This window comes from Pirellulimonas nuda (assembly GCF_007750855.1).
GTDB lineage: Bacteria > Planctomycetota > Planctomycetia > Pirellulales > Lacipirellulaceae > Pirellulimonas > Pirellulimonas nuda.
Genome location: NZ_CP036291.1, coordinates 1925478 through 1942962, shown reverse-complemented (window position 1 = coordinate 1942962; position 17485 = coordinate 1925478). Strand labels below are relative to the sequence as shown.

At 69.7% G+C, this 17485-nt stretch carries 12 protein-coding genes and 1 tRNA gene; 8 read left to right on the top strand and 5 right to left on the bottom strand.

Features of this window, described 5'->3' with window-relative positions; translation table 11 throughout:
* Positions 1 to 6: 6 nt before the first annotated feature.
* Both Pla175_RS08095 and Pla175_RS08090 read right to left on the bottom strand, forming a co-directional pair.
* Entirely contained in the window at positions 7 to 1407 is a 1401-nt protein-coding gene (locus Pla175_RS08095; RefSeq protein WP_145282988.1) for a sulfatase, read from the bottom strand.
* Positions 1408 to 1520: 113 nt separating this feature from the next.
* On the bottom strand, positions 1521 to 2330 hold the full coding sequence (locus Pla175_RS08090) for an SDR family oxidoreductase (protein WP_145282983.1): 810 nt from the start codon (positions 2328 to 2330) through the stop codon (positions 1521 to 1523).
* A 201-nt stretch (positions 2331 to 2531) separates the two neighbouring features.
* Between Pla175_RS08090 and Pla175_RS08085 the strand changes: the two genes are divergently transcribed.
* Both Pla175_RS08085 and Pla175_RS08080 read left to right on the top strand, forming a co-directional pair.
* Complete coding sequence (locus tag Pla175_RS08085) at positions 2532 to 3785, top strand: glucuronate isomerase (protein ID WP_145282981.1); 1254 nt, start codon at positions 2532 to 2534, stop codon at positions 3783 to 3785.
* 173 nt (positions 3786 to 3958) lie between these two features.
* On the top strand, positions 3959 to 5263 hold the full coding sequence (locus Pla175_RS08080) for a lactate racemase domain-containing protein (RefSeq protein WP_145282979.1): 1305 nt from the start codon (positions 3959 to 3961) through the stop codon (positions 5261 to 5263).
* A gap of 181 nt (positions 5264 to 5444) precedes the next feature.
* On the opposite strand, the gene Pla175_RS08075 is transcribed toward Pla175_RS08080, so the two are convergent.
* On the bottom strand, positions 5445 to 6521 hold the full coding sequence (locus Pla175_RS08075; RefSeq protein WP_145282977.1) for a Gfo/Idh/MocA family protein: 1077 nt from the start codon (positions 6519 to 6521) through the stop codon (positions 5445 to 5447).
* Between the two features lie 542 nt (positions 6522 to 7063).
* Between Pla175_RS08075 and Pla175_RS08070 the strand changes: the two genes are divergently transcribed.
* On the top strand, positions 7064 to 9058 hold the full coding sequence (locus Pla175_RS08070) for a peroxidase family protein (RefSeq protein WP_145282975.1): 1995 nt from the start codon (positions 7064 to 7066) through the stop codon (positions 9056 to 9058).
* 23 nt (positions 9059 to 9081) lie between these two features.
* Here Pla175_RS08070 and Pla175_RS08065 read toward each other — a convergent pair whose 3' ends face one another.
* Positions 9082 to 10797 carry a lipase family alpha/beta hydrolase gene (locus tag Pla175_RS08065; RefSeq protein ID WP_145282973.1) on the bottom strand — a complete coding sequence of 572 codons (1716 nt, stop codon included), beginning with the start codon at positions 10795 to 10797 and terminating at the stop codon, positions 9082 to 9084.
* A 286-nt stretch (positions 10798 to 11083) separates the two neighbouring features.
* Between Pla175_RS08065 and Pla175_RS08060 the strand changes: the two genes are divergently transcribed.
* From Pla175_RS08060 to Pla175_RS08045, 4 genes are all read left to right on the top strand, one after another.
* Positions 11084 to 12991 (top strand): AAA domain-containing protein, encoded by a 1908-nt coding sequence (locus Pla175_RS08060; protein ID WP_145282971.1) that lies wholly within the window; start codon positions 11084 to 11086, stop codon positions 12989 to 12991.
* Between the two features lie 153 nt (positions 12992 to 13144).
* Positions 13145 to 13879, top strand: a complete 735-nt coding sequence (locus Pla175_RS08055) for a methyltransferase domain-containing protein (RefSeq protein WP_145282969.1) — start codon at positions 13145 to 13147, stop codon at positions 13877 to 13879.
* 10 nt (positions 13880 to 13889) lie between these two features.
* Positions 13890 to 15059 (top strand): NAD(P)/FAD-dependent oxidoreductase, encoded by a 1170-nt coding sequence (locus Pla175_RS08050; RefSeq protein ID WP_145282967.1) that lies wholly within the window; start codon positions 13890 to 13892, stop codon positions 15057 to 15059.
* A 97-nt stretch (positions 15060 to 15156) separates the two neighbouring features.
* The gene (locus Pla175_RS08045) at positions 15157 to 16230 is read left to right on the top strand and encodes a type III polyketide synthase (protein ID WP_145282965.1); all 1074 of its coding nucleotides are present in this window, start codon (positions 15157 to 15159) and stop codon (positions 16228 to 16230) included.
* 139 nt (positions 16231 to 16369) lie between these two features.
* Here Pla175_RS08045 and Pla175_RS08040 read toward each other — a convergent pair.
* Positions 16370 to 16443: transfer RNA gene (locus Pla175_RS08040), tRNA-Pro, on the bottom strand.
* 120 nt (positions 16444 to 16563) lie between these two features.
* On the opposite strand from Pla175_RS08040, the gene pyrF reads away from it, so the two are divergent.
* Complete coding sequence (gene pyrF, locus Pla175_RS08035) at positions 16564 to 17472, top strand: orotidine-5'-phosphate decarboxylase (protein ID WP_145282962.1); 909 nt, start codon at positions 16564 to 16566, stop codon at positions 17470 to 17472.
* Positions 17473 to 17485: the final 13 nt, after the last annotated feature.

Below are 17485 nucleotides of genomic sequence, written 5' to 3'. Positions count from 1 at the left end.
GAATCGTTATTGGCGGGGCTTGTCAGGCACAGCCTGACCTGCCGTGTTGCGGTAGGCCCGGGCGGCGGCCTCGACCTGCTTGACGGCGGCTTGATTGACCGGGGCGATGTTCTGGTTCTCGTCGGGGTCGGCCTCGTGATCGTACAGCATCCGGCCCTGGGGTTGGCCGCCCGGGGCGGTGTACTGCGTGAGGCGGAAGCCGTCGGTGCGGTAGGTCTCGCCGGTGCGGAAGCGGCCGATGGCCACGCCGGGCCAGTCGATCGATGGGTCGGCCAGCAGCGGCTTCAGGCTGCGGCCCTGCAGGTGGCCGGGGGCGGGCTGGCCCGTCAGCGCGCAGAGCGTGGGGTAAAGGTCGACGAACTCGACGATCGAATCGGTCGACCGGCCATCGGCCACGCCGGGGCCCGCCATGATCAGCGGTGTGCGCATCGAGGTTTCAAAGCAGCAGTGCTTGCACCACAGCGTGTGCTCCCCCAGGTTCCAGCCGTGATCGCCGTTGAGTACGACGACCGTGTCCTCGGCCAGCCCCAAGCGATCTAGCTCGTCTAGCACGCGGCCGATCTGGGCGTCGACAAAGCTGACGCAGGCGTAGTAGCCGTGGATCAGCCGGCGGGCCTCGTCCTCGGGCAGGGGCCGGGACTTCGACACGCCGGAGTAGCTGTTGAGCTCGCCTGAGTTGTGGAAGGCGACGGCCGGAGCGTCCTTCGATTTGTAGTAGTTGTCGGGGAGGTGGATCTGGGCTTCGTTGTACAGGTCCCAGTACTTCTTGGGCGCCACGAACGGCAGGTGGGGCTTGTAGAAACCTACCGCCAGGAAGAACGGCTCCTTTTCGCCGGCGAGCTGGTCGAGCCGCGAGATCGCTTCGGCGGCGACCTGCGCGTCGCGGTATTGGGCCTCGGGGGCGTCGGCGGCCTCGGTCACCGGGCCGCGTTTGCCGCCCCGTCGCGCGGCCGGCCCCAGGCTGGCGGGCGCTTGCCACTCGCCGTTGCCGGGGTGAGACGGCGGGAGAGTCCAACCCCCTTCGCAGTCTTCCGGGTGGTGAAACACCTTGCCGATGCTGCTGGTGGAGTAGCCGTGGTCCTTGAAGTGCTGGTTGAGTGTGGTGACGCCCGGCGCGTCGCGTTGGGCCCAGGTGGCGGCGTCGAGGAACCGCTCGGGGGTCGGCCTGAGGCCGGTCATCAGGCTCGCCCGCGACGCGCCGCACACCGGCACGTTGCAGTAGGCCCGATCGAACCGCACGCCGCGCGCCGCCAGGCGGTCGATGTTGGGCGACTGGATCTGCGCCGCGCCGTAGCAGGCGAGCTCCGGGCGGAGGTCGTCAACAAAGATCATCAGCACGTTGGGCGGACCGGCCAGGCCGGGAGCGATCCAGGCGAGAACCAGCAGCAGCGACAAGAAGCGAAGCATGGCGGCCCCGTGATTCGAGAAGAAGCGGTAAGGCAACAACGCGCTCAATCGAAGCAGACCTGACGCCACTGAGAACGCGAGCCGTACATTGTCGCTACAACGCCCGCGGCGTGTTAGATCGTGGTGGCGGAAAATCCTCCATCGACCACGATGTTTTGTCCAGTCACAAACGACGCCGCGTCGGACGCTAGCCACACCACGGCGCCGCCGAGTTCTTCGGCGCGGCCGAAGCGCCGCATCGGCGTGTGGCCGATGATCTGCTGGCCACGCTCGGTGTAGCCGCCGTCTTCGTTCATGAGCAGGCGGCGGTTCTGGTCGGCCGGGAAGAAGCCGGGGCTGAGGGCGTTCACGCGGACGCCGGCCTCGGCCCACTCGCGGGCCAGGAACTGGGTGAGGTTCAGCACGGCCGCCTTAGCGGCCGAGTAGGCCACCACGCGGGACAGCGGGATCATGCCGGCCATCGAGGCGATGTTGATGATGCTGCCGGCGCCGCTGTCGCGCATCGCGCGGCCGAAGGCCTGGGCGGGGAGCAACGCGCCGCCGACGAGGTTCAGGTCGAACACGTCGCGCCACGCCTCGGTCGGCAGGTCGCAGAAGTCGGCGCCGGGCGCCAGCGTGGCGGCGGGGTGGTTGCCGCCGGCGGCGCTGACCAGGATGTTGGCCGCGCCCAGCTCGGCGGTCACCGTCGCCGCGGCGGCGGCCAGGCTCTGGGGATTGGACGCATCGGCCGCGACAAACAGCGCCTCGACCCCCGCCTGGGAGAGGGCCGCCACGCGCGCCGCGCCGCGCTCGGCGTTGCGGCCACAGACCGCCACCTTGGCCCCGGCGGCGCCGAGGGCCTCGGCGAGCGCGCCGCCAAGCACCCCGGTGCCGCCGATCACTACGGCGACGCGGTCTGATAGATCGAACATGTGATTGGGCATGGTTGTTTCTCTAGAAATGCCGACGAGTAATAGGCTGTTAAGCAGCCGGCCGAAGGTACCGCTGAACGGCGCCGGCGGGTATTTTGGTGCAATGTGACGCCGGTTACTACCGGCGGGCGACCCTTGCCCCTATTTCCGAAGACTATGGCCGATTCACAGCACCAAGCAACCGGCGTTGCACCTGAAAAACTCGCAGAAGCCGTGAGCCGGGCTGTTGGCGCCGCGCCGGTGTGGGACCTGCACACCCACCTCTTCCCGCCAGAGTTCGGCACGCCGATGGGCCGCGGCGTGACCCCTGACCCCCACGGGCTGATGCTGTGGGGCGTCGACGAGCTGGTGACCTACCATTACTTGATCGCCGAGGTGCTGCGCGAGGCGCCCGAGGTGACCCCCGAGGCGTTCTACGCGCGGTCGCGGTCGGAGCAGGCCGACCTGATCTGGCAGAAGCTGTTTGTCGACGCGACGCCTGTGTCGGAGGCGTGCCGGGGGGTCGTCACGACGCTCACCAAGCTGGGGCTCGACCCCAACGAGAAGTCGCTGGCCGGTCACCGCCGGTGGTTCGCCGAGCAGACGCCCGCCGGTCAGGTCGACCGCGTGCTAGAGCTAGCCGGGGTCGACACGGTGACGATGACCAACGACGTGTTCGACGAGAACGAGCGGGGGCGTTGGCTCGCCGAGGGGGGCGTGGCGCGCGACCCACGGTTCCCGGCGGTGCTGCGTTTCGACCCGTTGGTGGTCGATTGGCCCGCAGCTGCGCCGCGGCTGCGCGATTGGGGCTACGCGGTCGACGCCCAAGCGTCGGCCGGCTCGATCGACGCGGTCCGCCGGTTCCTGGGCGAGTGGATCGGGCGGATGAAGCCGGTGTACTGCGCCATGAGCCTCCCCCCCGAGTGGCGCTACCCCGCCGACGGCCCCGGCAACCGGGTGCTGGCCGAGGCGATCGTGCCCGCCTGCAGCGAGCACGGCCTGCCGCTGGCGCTGATGATCGGCGTCACCCGCGGCGTGAACCCGGCCTTGCGGCAAGCGGGGGACGGCATCGGCGTGACGCACGTCGACTCGCTCGCGGCGTTGTGCCGCGACTTCCCCCAGCAGCGGATCATGGCGACGCTGCTGGCGCGAGAGAACCAGCACGCCCTGGCCGTGGCGGCGCGCAAGTTCAGCAACCTCACGCCGTTCGGCTGCTGGTGGTTCATCAACACCCCGTCGCTCATCGAAGAAACCACCCGCATGCGGCTCGAGCTGCTGGGCCCCACGTTCGTCCCGCAACACTCCGACGCCCGGGTGCTGGAGCAACTGCTGTACAAGTGGGATCACAGCCGCGCGGTGCTGGCCAAGGTGCTCACTGACAAGTACCAAGACCTCGCCGCCGCTGGCTGGCGCGTAACCCCCGCGGCCATCGAGCGCGACGCCAACCGGTTGCTGCGCGGAAATGTAGCGACGCTGCTGGAGCAATAGAGGCCAGCTTGTTGCAAGTAGGTCTCTCGCAGAGGCGCAAAGACGCAGAGAAGGTGACGCCACAGACGCCGTCGGGTCTTCCCCGCGTCGTCTTCGCGCCTACGCGGGTTTGCGAGAGAATCGTTATCTAGCGTTGCTCGATTTCTTCCTCCCGCCCCACCCCAGACTTATCCATGGCGCAAAGCCCCGCAGACGCCCCCTCATTGTTCGAGCTCGAAGGGGGGCCGGCCGGCCTGAGCCCCGAGCGCGTGGAGGCCGCGGTTGACCAGATCGCTTCTGCCTGGGTCGAGGGCGCCGGCGTCAAGCGGTTGTTGCTGCTGCCCCCCGACCACACGCGGCTCCACTCGTTCGCCGGGCCCATCACCGCGGCGTTGTGGCGGCGGCTGCACCAGCAGGTAGAGATCGACGTGATGCCGGCCCTGGGGACGCACCACGCGATGAAGCCGGCGCAGCTCGAGATGATGTTCGGCAACGACATCCCGCTCGACCGCTACGTGGCCCACGACTGGCGTAACCACCTCACGCCACTGGGCGTCATCCCCGGCAGCCGCCTGTCGGAGCTGTCCGGCGGACGCATGACCGACGCGGTGGAGGTGGCCGTGAACCGGCGGATCGTCTCCGGCGAGTACGACCTGGCGTTGTCGATCGGCCAGGTGGTGCCGCACGAGGTGATCGGGTTCGCGAACCACTCCAAGAACATCTGCATCGGTTGCGGCGGCGGCGCGATGCTGCACCAGTCGCACTTCCTGGGCGCGGTGTGCGGCATCGAGCGCGTGCTGGGGACCGCGGACAACCCGGTCCGCCAACTGGTGGACCAGGGGTTCTACGAGTTCGTCCGCCCGCGGGCCGACGTCCGCTTTGTGCTGAGCGTGGTCGAGGACTCGCCGCAGGGGCCCAGGCTGCGCGGGCTGGCGGCGGGCGAGGGGAAGGCGCCCTTCTACTGGGGCGCCAAGCTCTCCGGAGAACTGAACGTCACCCGCGTCGACCGCCCGCTGGAGCGCGCGGTGGTGTGGCTCGACCCGCACGAGTTCTCGTCTACCTGGCTGGGCAACAAGGCGATCTACCGCACCCGCAAGGCGATGGCCGACGGCAGCGAGCTGATCGTCCTGGCGCCGGAGGTGAATACCTTTGGCGAGGACCCCACGATCGACCGCCTGATCCGCCGCCACGGGTACCGCGGCACGCCCGACGCGCTGGCGCAACTCGAAACCGACCCGGAGCTGGCCGGCAACCTCTCGGCCACGGCCCACCTGATCCATGGCTCGACAGAGGGGAGGTTCGACGTCACCTACTGCACGGGGGCGGGGCTCACGGCCGAGGAGGTCCGCGGCGTCGGCTACAACCACCGCCCCTACGCCGAGGCGGCCGCGGCGCTGGGCATTACCGACCGGCTCACCGACGGCTGGCACGACGCCCCGGACGGCAATCCGTTCTACTTCATCCGCAACCCGGCCCTGGGGCTGTGGACGAGCAACTAGCTCCGCGGCGACCGAAGGAAGTCTCTCGCGGAGGCGCAGAGACGCAGAGGACACGGGCGGCCAACATCCTGGACCCAAAGCGTGATCTGCCATTGTTCGCCGATCAACGCGCAAGAGTTCATTGCGGTCCAAGCCCTCTGGTTATTCCTCTGCGGCTCCACGCCTCTGCGAGAGCTCTTCGTCAGGCAATTGCTTCGATCGCAACCGGGCGGCCCGATTCTGCAGACGCATAAATGGCGCGGATGATCGCCAGCGATTTGCACGCCTCCGCGGCGCCGATCAGCGAGGGGCGGCCTTCGTCGATCGCGGACAGGAAGTCCGCCAGGTTGCGGGTGTGGTTGGAGTAGTTGATCGCCATCGGGTCGGCGCCCCCGCCGGCGCCCCGTGCGTCGCCGAACCGCGTGCGCGTGGCTTCGTCTTCGGGGAGCTCTTCACGGAACCGCCAGGTGACCAGCTCTTCTTCGTGGATCTCGATGGTGCCGTCGCGTCCCCCGGCGTGCATCCGCATCGCGCCGCCGGGCCACATCGCGGTTGAGGCCAGCACCAGACCCAATGCGCCGCTCTCGAAGCGGATCGACGCGACCGCCGTGTCCTCTACCTCGATCGCCCCCTCGGCGTGGCCGCGCTGGGCGGTGTAGCCGAACGCCTCGACCGCGGGGCCGGCGCCCGCGGCGGCGGCGAGCCACTGCATCGCGTCGACGGCGTGGATCGCTTGGTTGATTAGGGCGCCGCCGCCGTCGAGCCGCATCGTGCCCTGCCACCGGCTGGGGGCGTAGTAGGCGTCGTCACGCCACCAAGGAACGTAGGCCGACGCGACCGCCAGGTTCCCCAGCCGCCCCGCCGCGGCCGCCGCGTGGGCCGTAGAGACCACCGGGTTGAACCGCTGCGGGAAGACCCCCCCCAGCCGGGCGGTAGAGGCCTGCTCCGCGGCGATCATCCGCCGGGCGCGATCGAGGTCGATCTCCAGCGGCTTCTCGCACAGCACGTGCACGCCGTGCTGGAGCGCCGCCACGGTCGGCTCGAGGTGGGCGCCGCTGGGGGTGCAGACACACACCACGTCGGGCTTGGCGGTCTCGATCAGGGCCTCTGCAGACGCAAACCAATCGCCGCCGTACTTCTCGCAGAACGCCCTCCCCTTCGCTTCGGTGCGGCAGCACGCAGCAACCAGCTCCGCCCCCGGCGTGTCGCGGACCGCCAGGGCGTGGACTTCTGCGATGGCGCCGACGCCGATGATGCCGATTCGGTGGTGGGTGGTCATGGTCAGAAGGTGTCCTTGAAGCTGTAGTTGCGTGACAGTGGCGCCGGCCGAACCTGGCCTGCGTCCCCCGCGAGGGGAGCGGCAACGGCGGCGGCGGCGGCAATTATCGCTGATCGGGGCCCCGAGTGCGATGGAGGCGCCGCGGCTGTCGCCGACACCGGCCGGCGGGCAAGCGGGTAGCCGACGCAGTTCCCGGCCGGTCGCGCGGCAAAAAAACTCCGCGAAACGGCGGAGATTCTCATCCGCCCTGTAGACCGGGCTGCGCGGAGTGCGTTCTTCACGTAATACGCGCTGCTATTCGACTAATCAACGCTTCGCTCGGGTTGCCGCCACCGCAGGCAGCCCGGAATACGAAGGTCGTTTTCCCACGAACGAACCCCACAGGAGATGAGCAGAAGCCGCAGACGACCAACTCACGTCCGCCACAGTCGCGTCGCCGTCCAACGTCGGGAGCCGTTGCACGGTCTGGCTGAGCGCCCCAAGCGGGCGCCGGCGCTACCTCCGCGGACAACCTACGGAACCATTCAAACAGAGAGAGCACAATGATTTCTGCCCGTATTCGTGCGGCCACGATCGCCATCGTGGCCGGCCTCGGCGGGGCCGCCGAGGCCCAGTTGGCGCTCGACACCCGCAGCCTCGACGGCTCGGGCAACAACCTGTCCGACGCCACGCAAGGACAGTCCAACACCCCCTACCTGCGACAGGCGACGACCTGGTACACGGACGGTGTGGGCGAGATGCTCAGCGACAGCGACCTGCCGAACGCGCGTTACATCAGCAACCGCGTCTTCCAGGACGACTTCGTGAACATCTTCGACGAGCAGGGCGTCACCCAGATGGGTTGGGCCTGGGCTCAGTTCATCGACCACACGATCGGCCTCAAGGGGGGCGTCGACCCCTCGCTCCCAACCGCGTCTCTGGGCAACGCCCCGATCGCGTTTGACGGCTCCGACCCGCTCGAGCAGTTCAACAACAGCTTCGGGGCCATCCCCTTCTCCCGCGTCGCCGCGTCGGTCGGCACGGGCACAGACGCCGCGAACCCGCGCGAGCAGACCAACACCGTCAGCTCCTACATCGACGGCTGGGCCATCTACGGCGGCGCCGACGACCGCCTCGAGTGGCTCCGTGAAGGGCCCGTCGACGGCGACCTCAGCAACAACAGCGCCTACTTGCTGACGCGCACCGTCAACGGCCAGCAGTACCTGCCGACCGCGACCAGCCGCGGCGACGCCTCGTCCGCCCCGGGGATGGACATCGACGGCCAACTTTTCGGCGACCCGGACAGCCGCCGGATCGCCGGCGACGTCCGCGCGAACGAGAACATCGCCCTCACCAGCCTGCAGACGCTCTTCGTCCGCGAACACAACCGCATCGTCGACCAGCTCTCGTCCACCTCGCTCACGGAGGAAGAGAAGTTTCAGATCGCCCGCAAAGTGGTGGGTGCCGAGCAGCAGGCCATCACCTACCAGGAGTTCCTCCCCGCCCTGGGGGTCGATGTCGGCGCCTACAACGGCTACGACCCAGGCGTGAACGCCGCGATCTCCAACGAGTTCGCCACGGTCGCCTACCGCGCCCACAGCATGATCCACGGCGAGATCGAGATGGAGGTCGAAGCCGGGCGGTTCTCCCAGTCGCAGCTCGACGCCTTCCAGGCCTACGGCCTGAACGTCGAGGTCAACGGCAGCGAGGTCGGCATCGCCGTCCCGCTGAACCGCGCCTACTTCAACCCGGAGTTGGTCGACACGTTCGGCGTCGAGACGATCCTGGCCGCGGCTAGCTCGGAGGCGCAGTACAAAAACGACCACCTCATCGACAACCAGCTCCGCAGCCTGCTGTTCGGCATCCCCAACCCCGGGTACGATCCCACCGCGCTCGACGGCCCGGACTCCGTGCAGTACTTCGACGGCGTGGTCGACCTGGCGGCCATCGACATCCAGCGCGGCCGCGACCACGGCGTCGCCAGCTACAACGACATGCGCGAGGCGTTCGGCCTGACGCGGGTGACCAGCTTCATGGAGATCACCGGCGAGTCGACCGAGAGCCTGACCGTGGGGATCGACGACCCGTCCGTCATCGATTTCGCCTTCGACCCGGGCGACGCGGTGCTGACCGACGTGCCGCAGGTCCAGTCGCTCGCCGGCCGGCTCAAGGCGATCTACGGCGACGTGGATCAGGTCGACGCCTTTGTCGGGCTGTTCGCGGAAGCGCACCTGGACGGCGTCAGCATGGGCGAGCTCGCCAACGCGATGTGGGTCGACCAGTTCAGCCGGCTGCGCGACGGCGACCGCTACTGGTACGAGAACGACGCCGACCTGGCGCTCATCGAGTCGCTCTACGGCATCGGCGTCAGCAGCAGCCTCCACGACATCATGGTCGCCAACAGCGGCGGGCTGCTTGCCGCGGGCGACCTCCAACAGAACGTCTTCTTGACGTCCGTCGCCTCGGTCCCGGAGCCGGGCGCCGGGCTGATGATGACCGTGCTGCTCGCCCTGGCCGCGGCCCGCGGGCGGCTGCCGAGGCGGGCCGCCGTGGCCTGAACCGGGCACGCCGCCCGGGGGGGCTACTTCCACCCGGGCCGGCCGGCGCCCTGCGTGGTCAATCGCGCGTTCTCGGTCAGGTGGATCCGCAGGATGCGTTCCACTTCGGTAACGCTGACGGGGTCCTTCTGCACCCGGGTGTGCACCGTGTCGACATCGCGTTCGGTGGCCACCCCGTACAGCCGGGCGCTCGAGGCGGGCACCACGCCGTCTGACGGCTCGCCGGTCCAGGTGGTCCTCCCCAGGCCGACGATCGAGTGCGACGTCACCCTGGAAGAAATCGGAAGCTGCGACGTGGCGACCAGCAGCGGGTTGGTGGGCTCGAGCAGGTCGATGCTGGTCGGCAGCCGGCCCGTGGAGTCGTCGCGGAGCAGCCCCGGGTTGTCGCGGACGAGCTGCTCGAACTGTGCGTGGCGCTGCTCAGAAGGCTTGACCATCGCGGACGCCAATCGGCCCACGGGGCGCCGCGCCCAGGTTGAGCCCAAGTGGGGCGTCGCGATGTAGACGATGCGCGTGATGTCGGGCGAGGGGCGGAAGAAGAACGCCTCGTGCACCAACTGCCGCCCCTCGGGGGGCATGCGGACACCGGCCAGCGGCCGCGTAGCGAACGAGTCCCACAGCAATTCGCCGCTGGAGGTCACCTGCAGTTTGGCCACCAGACCCCCCATGCTGTGCCCGACGATGACCATCTGCGACAGCGCCGGGTCGCGCCGGGCCGGGTCGTAGACGCGGCGGAGCTGCGTCAATTGGCGCCGCAGCGCCGCGGCGCTGGCCAGGAAGGGCTCCCCCGTGGCGTAGTGGAAACCCCACCATTGAAAGCGGTCGTTCAGCCCCGGCTGGGCGCGCAGCTCGTTGGTCATAGTCACCCAGGTCTCCGGGTCGCTCAAGAGGCCGTGCACCAACACCACGGGGATCTTGTCCGGCTGAAAGGGCTCGATCATGAACAGCCCGTCGCGGGCGCTGGCCGCGTCGGGGCGGATGAACTCGTCCAGCCACTGACGATTGACCACTCTGCCCGCGTACGCGAACGGCGCGCTAATGTCGCGCGCGATGGCGACCTGGCGCCCCGCGACGTACGTGGTCGACACCCGCAGCGGATCAAAGAAGTCGAGCTGGAAGCTCGCCCCTCCCTCGCAAGGCCGCAGCAGGGCCGTGGCCGCAAACACACCATCGCGACGCGTGAACGGTTCGGGGTCGGAGCCCTGCCGCTGCGCGACCAGCGTAACGCCCAGCCCCGGGCTGCGGTGCTGGTGGAGCAGGTTGGGGTCTTCGTACTGGCCGCAGGGCGCCAGCGACTCGAACGCCCCGGGGCTCCACAAGAAGCCTTCGAAACGAGCCGGCGCCACCATCGGGCCCGCGGCCGTGACGATCGTGATCCCGCTGTGGGGGTTCCACCGGCCAAACTCCTGCGCGGTGATCAGGAGCTGCGCCAGCGCCGAGTTGTAGAGCTCAGTTGTCCGCGGGGGGACGGGCTGCCCCACGGCGACGCCGCGATCAACGCCGCGCCAGGCGTATGCCGCGGACTGATAGTAGTAGTCGACGCAAGCGGGGTCGCCGTCCTGCTGCGATCGCACGGCCGCAGCGAAGTACTGCTCTGCCGCGTCGGGCGAGTTGGCCTCGGGGGCCGCGATCACGGGGGGGCGCCAGACGGTGCTGCTGCGAGAAAACGAGCAGCCCGCCGCCGCCGAGACGATCAGGGCGACAACGCAGAGATGGCGGTAGTACGTGGCGCCTTCCACGCGAATCTTCCTCCGTGAGACTCCGGGGCCCCTGGGGTGAGCGTCCGGCTCGGGGGCCTCCAAGGCTAGCACGCAGACCGGGCCAAGAAGGCCGCGGCCCAGAAAGAAAAGCCGGGCCGGGCCCCGGCACGCCGCTGCGACCGGCACAACCGGCGCAACGCGCGGCCCCGGGGCGCCGGCAAAGGCTATCTTCGCGACCGCTGGCCAACTAGCATGCCGGTTCGATGGCCGGCTGGGCGGCGGGCTTCGGTTCTTGTTCTACCGACACAACGCGGCCGAGTGCGGGATGGCTTGGGAGACTCCGGACAAGTACTTCGACCAGCTCGAGCGGTGGCTCGAGATGGAGGGAGAGGCAGAGCGCCAGCGGATGGCCGAACGCCGCCTCGCCAAACGCTCGGGCGACCCCGAACGCAGCGGCGAGACCCTGGTCAACCTGCGGCTCGCGGACGATCGGCCCGGCCTGGGGGGGCGCCATCTGATCGACTTCGCCAAGCCGGCCTCGGAGCGGTTGCCGATGCACCGCCTCAAGGTCGGCTCCCCCGTGGTGGTCTCACAAGAAGACAACCCGCACGACAAGGGCCTGTCCGGGGTGGTCAGCGCACGCGGGTCAACCTTCCTCCAGGTGGCGCTGGAAGAGTGGCCGCAGGGCAAGCGGTTTGCGGTCGACCTCTGCCCCGACGAGAAGACGCGTCTGCGCCAGCTCTCGGCGATGGCCCGAGCCCGCTTGCTGCACGGCGGCCAGCGGTCGCTGCGCGACCGGCTGCTGGGGCTGCGCGAACCGCGTTTCGACCCGCCGCCGGCGGTCCAGTTCTTGGCGAGGCTCAACCCGCCGCAAGAAGAAGCGGTGCGGTTCGCCCTCTCGGCCCGCGACTTCGCCATCCTGCACGGCCCCCCCGGCACCGGGAAGACCACGACTCTTTCGGAGGTGGTCTTCCAAGCGGTCCGCGCCGGCGCTAAGGTGCTCGCCTGTGCGCCCAGCAACACCGCGGTCGACAATCTGCTAGAGCGCCTTGTCGAGCACACGCCGACGGTGATCCGGGTCGGACACCCGGCGCGTGTGTTCGAAGCGCTCCGCGGCCACACGCTGGACGAGCTGGTGGAGGGCGACCCCTCCATGGCGATCGTCCGCGGCATGCACCGCGAGGCCGAGGCGTTGATGCGTAAGGCGCAGAAGCCCTCGCGTGGGCGCGGCGCCTACAACCGCGGCAGCGGGCACTACGCCGAGGCGCGCACCCTCCGCCAGCAGGCGCGGATGATGGAACGCCGGATCGTTCAGCAGGTGCTCAGCTCCGCCGACGTGGTCTGCACGACGCTCACGCTGGACGAAGAGCTGCTGGGCGACCGGCGCTTCGACCTGGTGGTGATCGACGAGGCCTGCCAGGCCACGGAGCCCGCCCTCTGGCAGGCGATGCTGCGTGGCGACCGGTTGGTGCTGGCCGGCGACCACTGCCAGCTGCCGCCGACGATCCTCTCGCTCGACGCGGCCCGAGAAGGGTTCCGCGTCAGCCCGATGGAGCGGCTGATCGAGAGCCTCGGCGCGCCGGTCTTCCAGCGGCTGCGCGTGCAGTACCGGATGCACGAGTCGATCATGCGGTTCTCGAGCGACCAGTTCTACGACGGCGACCTGGTGGCGGACCTGTCGGTCAAGAGCCACCGGTTGGCCGACCTGCCGGGGGTGAAGCGCGCCGACCAGGACCCGCCGGTGCTGGAGTTTTGGGACACCGCGGGCGCCGGCTGGGAAGAAGAGCTGGAGCCCGACGGCGAGAGCAAACGCAACCCGCGCGAGGCGGGGTGGGTGGTCGGCCAGGTCGAGCAGTTCATGGCGGCGGGGGTTGAGCCGAGCCAGATCGCCGTGATCGCCCCCTACGCGGCGCAGGTCCGCCTGCTGCGGAGTCGGCTGCCGATCGAAGGGCTCGAGATCGACACCGTCGACGGCTTCCAGGGTCGCGAGAAGGAGGCGGTCATCCTCACCTTCGTTCGCAGCAACGCCGAGGGGGAGATCGGCTTCCTGGGCGAGGTCCGCCGCACCAACGTCGCCCTGACACGCGCACGGCGGGCGGTTCGGGCCATCGGCGACAGCGCGACGCTGGGCCGCCACCCGTTCTACTCGCAACTGCTGGACTACTTTCAAGAAGCCGGCGCCTACCGGACGGTGTGGGAGCTGGACGGGGCAGACGGGTTCGACGTCAGCTAGAAGGATTGCGGAACGGCAGGTTGCAGAGCTGCGTGAGCCGGAAGCATCAGCGCCCGGAGGTTTGCATGCGATCGACCTCCGGGCGCTGACGCTTCCGGCTCGCGTTTCGGACTGTTGTAATGCCATGGAATCACGCATCACCGGAGCGAGTCGTTGTTCCTGCCAATTTCAATCGTCTCCGGCCGGTCGCTCCGCCATCGTCGGCTGCAACCGGAGCTAATGGACGATCCCGAGATCGACCCGCGGCTCCACGCGGCCGCGCTTCGGGGGCTCAACCGCATCAACGCCGCTAGCCGGACCGCCCCGTCGCTGTGGCGCGCCATCCGCAAGGCGACCGGCGTCCGTCGCGGCGACCGGCTGAGGGTGCTAGACGTCGCGTGTGGCGGCGGCGACGTCGCCCGTGGGCTGTGGCGGCACGGCCGGCGGGCCGGGGTGGCGCTCTCGCTGCACGGGGTCGACATCAGCCCAACGGCCGTCGAACGGGCCCGCGCACACACGCCGCCGGGGACGGCCGTCAGCTACTCGGTCGCCGACGCGCTCCAAGGGCCTTTGCCCTTCGACTTTGACGTAGTGACCTGTACGCTGTTCCTGCACCACCTGCCCGAAGCAGATGCAGCGCGTCTCCTGAAACAGCTCGCCCAAGCCGCCCGCGTGGCGGTAATCGTGAGCGACCTGCGTCGCTCGACCGCCGGCTACTGGCTCGCCCAGGCCGCGTGCCGAACGCTGACCCGGTCGCCGATCGTGCATGTCGACGGCCCACGGTCGGTCGAGGGAGCGTTTACGATCGAAGAGTTCCGCCAATTGGCCAACGAAGCCGGGCTGCATGGGGTGCGTGTCGGACGGCAATGGCCGCAACGTTTGCTTGCCGTTTGGCGCCGAGAGTCTTAAATAGCCCTGCATGCCAAACCTCGCCTCATGGGACCGAACCGAGTGGGACGCCTGCGTGATCGGCGCCGGCCCCGCCGGCTCGCTGGCCGCGGCGCGGCTCGCACAGCGGGGGCGGCGCACGCTCCTGATCGACAAGGCGCATTTCCCACGTCCGAAGGTCTGCGGCGGGTGCCTGGGGAGCGTCGGCCTGTCGGCCCTGGGCGAGGCGGGCCTGTCGCTGGGCACGCTCTCGGTCGCCGGCTCGCCGCTCACCAGCGTCAGCATCCACAGCGGCCGTCGCCACGCGGTGCTGCCGCTGCGGCAGCGGCAAGCCATCGCCCGCGAGACGTTTGACGCCGCGTTGCTGGCCCACGCCCGGGCCGCGGGAGCGGCCGTCATCGAGGGGGGCCGGGCGATGGTCGGGGCGATCGAAGACAACTTCCGCGGAGTGCTGATCCACGACCCCCACGCGGGCCGCGCGAGCCTGCGTTGCCGGGTGGTGCTGATCGCGGCGGGGCTGGGCGCCTCAAGTTTGGCGCCGCCGGACGAAGCGATCCCGGCGATCCGCCGCCCGGGAAGCCGGATCGGCGCCGGCGTGACGCTGGACGCGCCGCACGGGGACTACCCGCCGGGGCGGGTCGTGATGGCCTCCGGCCGGCGTGGCGAGGGCTACGTCGGCGTCGCCCGGCTGCCCGATGGTCGGCTCGACATCGCGGCCGCGTTCGCCCCCGACGCCGTGGCGCAGGTGGGGCGTTCCCTGGGCCGGCTTGCGCACCGGGTGCTGGAGTCCTGCGGGCTGCCGACCCCCGCTGGGCTGGCGGAGAGCGACTGGTCCGCGGTGCCGACACTCACCCAGCGGCCGGCCCGGCTGGGCGCCGAGCGGGTCTTGTTGATCGGCGACGCCGCGGGGTACGTCGAGCCGTTCACCGGCGAAGGGATCGGCTGGGCGCTACGCAGTGCGCTGGAGGTCGAGCCCATTGCAGATCGCGCGATCGACGCCTGGCGCCCACAAGCCGTGAGCGACTGGCAGCGGCGCCACCACGCGACCATCGGCCGCTGGCAGTCGCGCTGCCGGGTGGTGTGCGATCTAGTCGGCGGCCGCTACGCGACGCCGCTGGTTGTGGGCGTGCTCAGCGCGGCGCCGTGGTTCGCGGCGCCGGTATTGCGGCGGATCGATCCGATGCCCCAAACAGCGGGTTAATCACAGACCTCAGTGGTTCGATTTGAGTCCTGTCGTCGCTCCTTAGCGCCGCGTCGAGTTCCTGCTGCAACCGTTCGTTCCACCGAGGCCTCCCACTTTGTCTTTCCAAATCGCCGGAGTCGGAAGCGCCGTCCCCGCGCATACGCTGTCGGCCGACACCGCATTAGAGATGGTCCGCCGGCTCTGCTGCGAAACCCCGAAACAGGCGCGGCTCGCCGAGATGCTGTACCGACGGTCGGGGGTCGACACGCGCGCGACGTGCGTTCCGCCCGAGTCCGCCTACCAGTGGGAAGCGGCACCCAACGGCCCAACGCTCGCCGAACGGATGGCGTTGTACGAGCAGCACGCGGCCCCGCTAGCCGCCCAATCCGCCACGGCCGCGCTCCAGCAGGCAGACTGCCCGCCGTCGCGCGTGCGCTACCTGGTCACCGTGTCGTGCACGGGCTTCGAGGCGCCGGGGGTCGATCTGGCGCTCGTCCAGTCGCTCGGGCTCTCGCCCGGCGTTGAGCGGGTCAACGTCGGCTTCATGGGCTGCCACGGCGCCATCAACGGCCTGCGCGTGGTGCGCGGACTGGCCGCGGCGGACCCCGGGGCCGTGATCCTGCTGGTGGCGACCGAGCTCTGCTCGCTGCACTACGCCTACGGCTGGGACCCGGAGCGGCTGGTCGGCAACGCGCTATTCGCCGACGGCTCTGCCGCGCTGGTCGGCGCGGGCCGTCCTGCGCAGCCGCCGCGGCAAGAGGCGTGCGGGTGGCGACTCAAGGCGACCGGCTCGCAGGTGCTCCCCAACTCGGCCGACCTGATGAAGTGGCGCGTCCGCGACCACGGCTTCGAGATGGCGCTCTCCGCAGAGCTGCCGGGGCTGGTCGAGAAGCACCTGGCCGGCTGGCTAACGGGGTGGCTCGAGTCGCAAGGGCACTCGCTCGCATCGATCGGCTCGTGGGCCATCCACCCGGGGGGACCGAAGATCCTCTCCGCGGTCGAGCGCGCCCTTGGGCTGCCCCCCGCAGCGACCGGCGTCTCCCGAGACGTGCTCCGCGAGCACGGCAACATGTCGAGCGCCACGGTGCTGTTCTTACTCGCACGGCTCCGCCAGACAGCGGCGCCGGGGCCAACGGTGATGCTCGGCTTCGGCCCGGGGATCGTCGCCGAAGCGGCCCTGTGGGAATAACCGCACAGCAACCGCCAGACAATAGCGGGGACAACCCCGCCGCTCCCACGCCAGGGAAGCAGCCGCTCTGCCGACCACCGGCAGGTTACGCTAACTAGCGTACGCCACTGGTTTTCCAGCGAGGCGAGTTTCCAACAAGTCGGGCCGACAGGATTCGAACCTGCGACCTTTTGACCCCCAGTCAAACGCGCTACCAGACTGCGCCACGGCCCGATCAGCGAGGCTCGCATCGCAAAAAATGCCTACTCGGTGGGTAGGCCGGCGCGTGCCCGCTGATTAACTTATCGCAGACGGGCGGGGTGCTGGCAATGGCTGATCAGGGTGGCGGTAGGCATGGGATTTAGTGACGACTTGGCCCGGGCGGTGCAGCAGAAGCGGTCTCCGCTGGTTGTGGGGATCGATCCGCGCTGGGACCAGCTCCCGGAGGCCCTGCGGGAGGGGGGCGACGGCCTGGCCGAGCGCGCCGCGGCGTTCCGCGAGTTTTCCCTGGGGGTCATCGGGGCGGTCGAGCCCCACGCGGCCGCGATCAAGCCTCAGGTCGCCTTCTTTGAAGAGCTGGGCCCGCACGGCATGACGGCCCTGGGCGACGTGATCGCCGCGGCCAGGGCTGCCGGCCTGCCGGTGATAGTCGACGGCAAGCGGAACGACATCGGGTCGACCGCCGAGGCGTACGCACGCGGCTGGCTCGGCCGCGGGAGCGCCTGGGGGGGCGACGCGCTGACGGTCAGCCCCTACTTGGGAGACGACAGCCTCGACCCCTTTGTGGAGGTCGCGACCGATCGGGGCGCCGGCTTGTTCGTGCTCGTGAAGACCTCGAACCCGGGCGGCGCCCTCTGGCAAGATCGCGTGGCGGACGGCCAGACGCTCTACCAATCGATTGGCGCCCACGTGCAGTCGCTTGCCGTGGCCTCGCTCGATGAATGCGGCTACGGCGCCGTCGGCGCGGTGGTGGGGGCGACCTACCCGCGGCAGCTAGCAGAGCTGCGAGAGCTGATGCCGCACGTGTGGTTCTTGATCCCCGGTTACGGCAGCCAGGGAGGAACCGCCGCGGACGTAGCGGCCGGCTTCGCGGCCGACGGGCTGGGCGCCGTGGTGAACAGCTCGCGCGGCGTGATCTTTGCCTACCAGCGGTCAGAGTACGTCGACCGAGCCGCCTCGGGACACTGGACCGACTGCGTGGCCGCTGCGGCGGCCGACGCGGTCGCCGACCTGCGGCGCCACACCCCCGCTGGCCGGCTGTAGCAGGAGGTTCTCA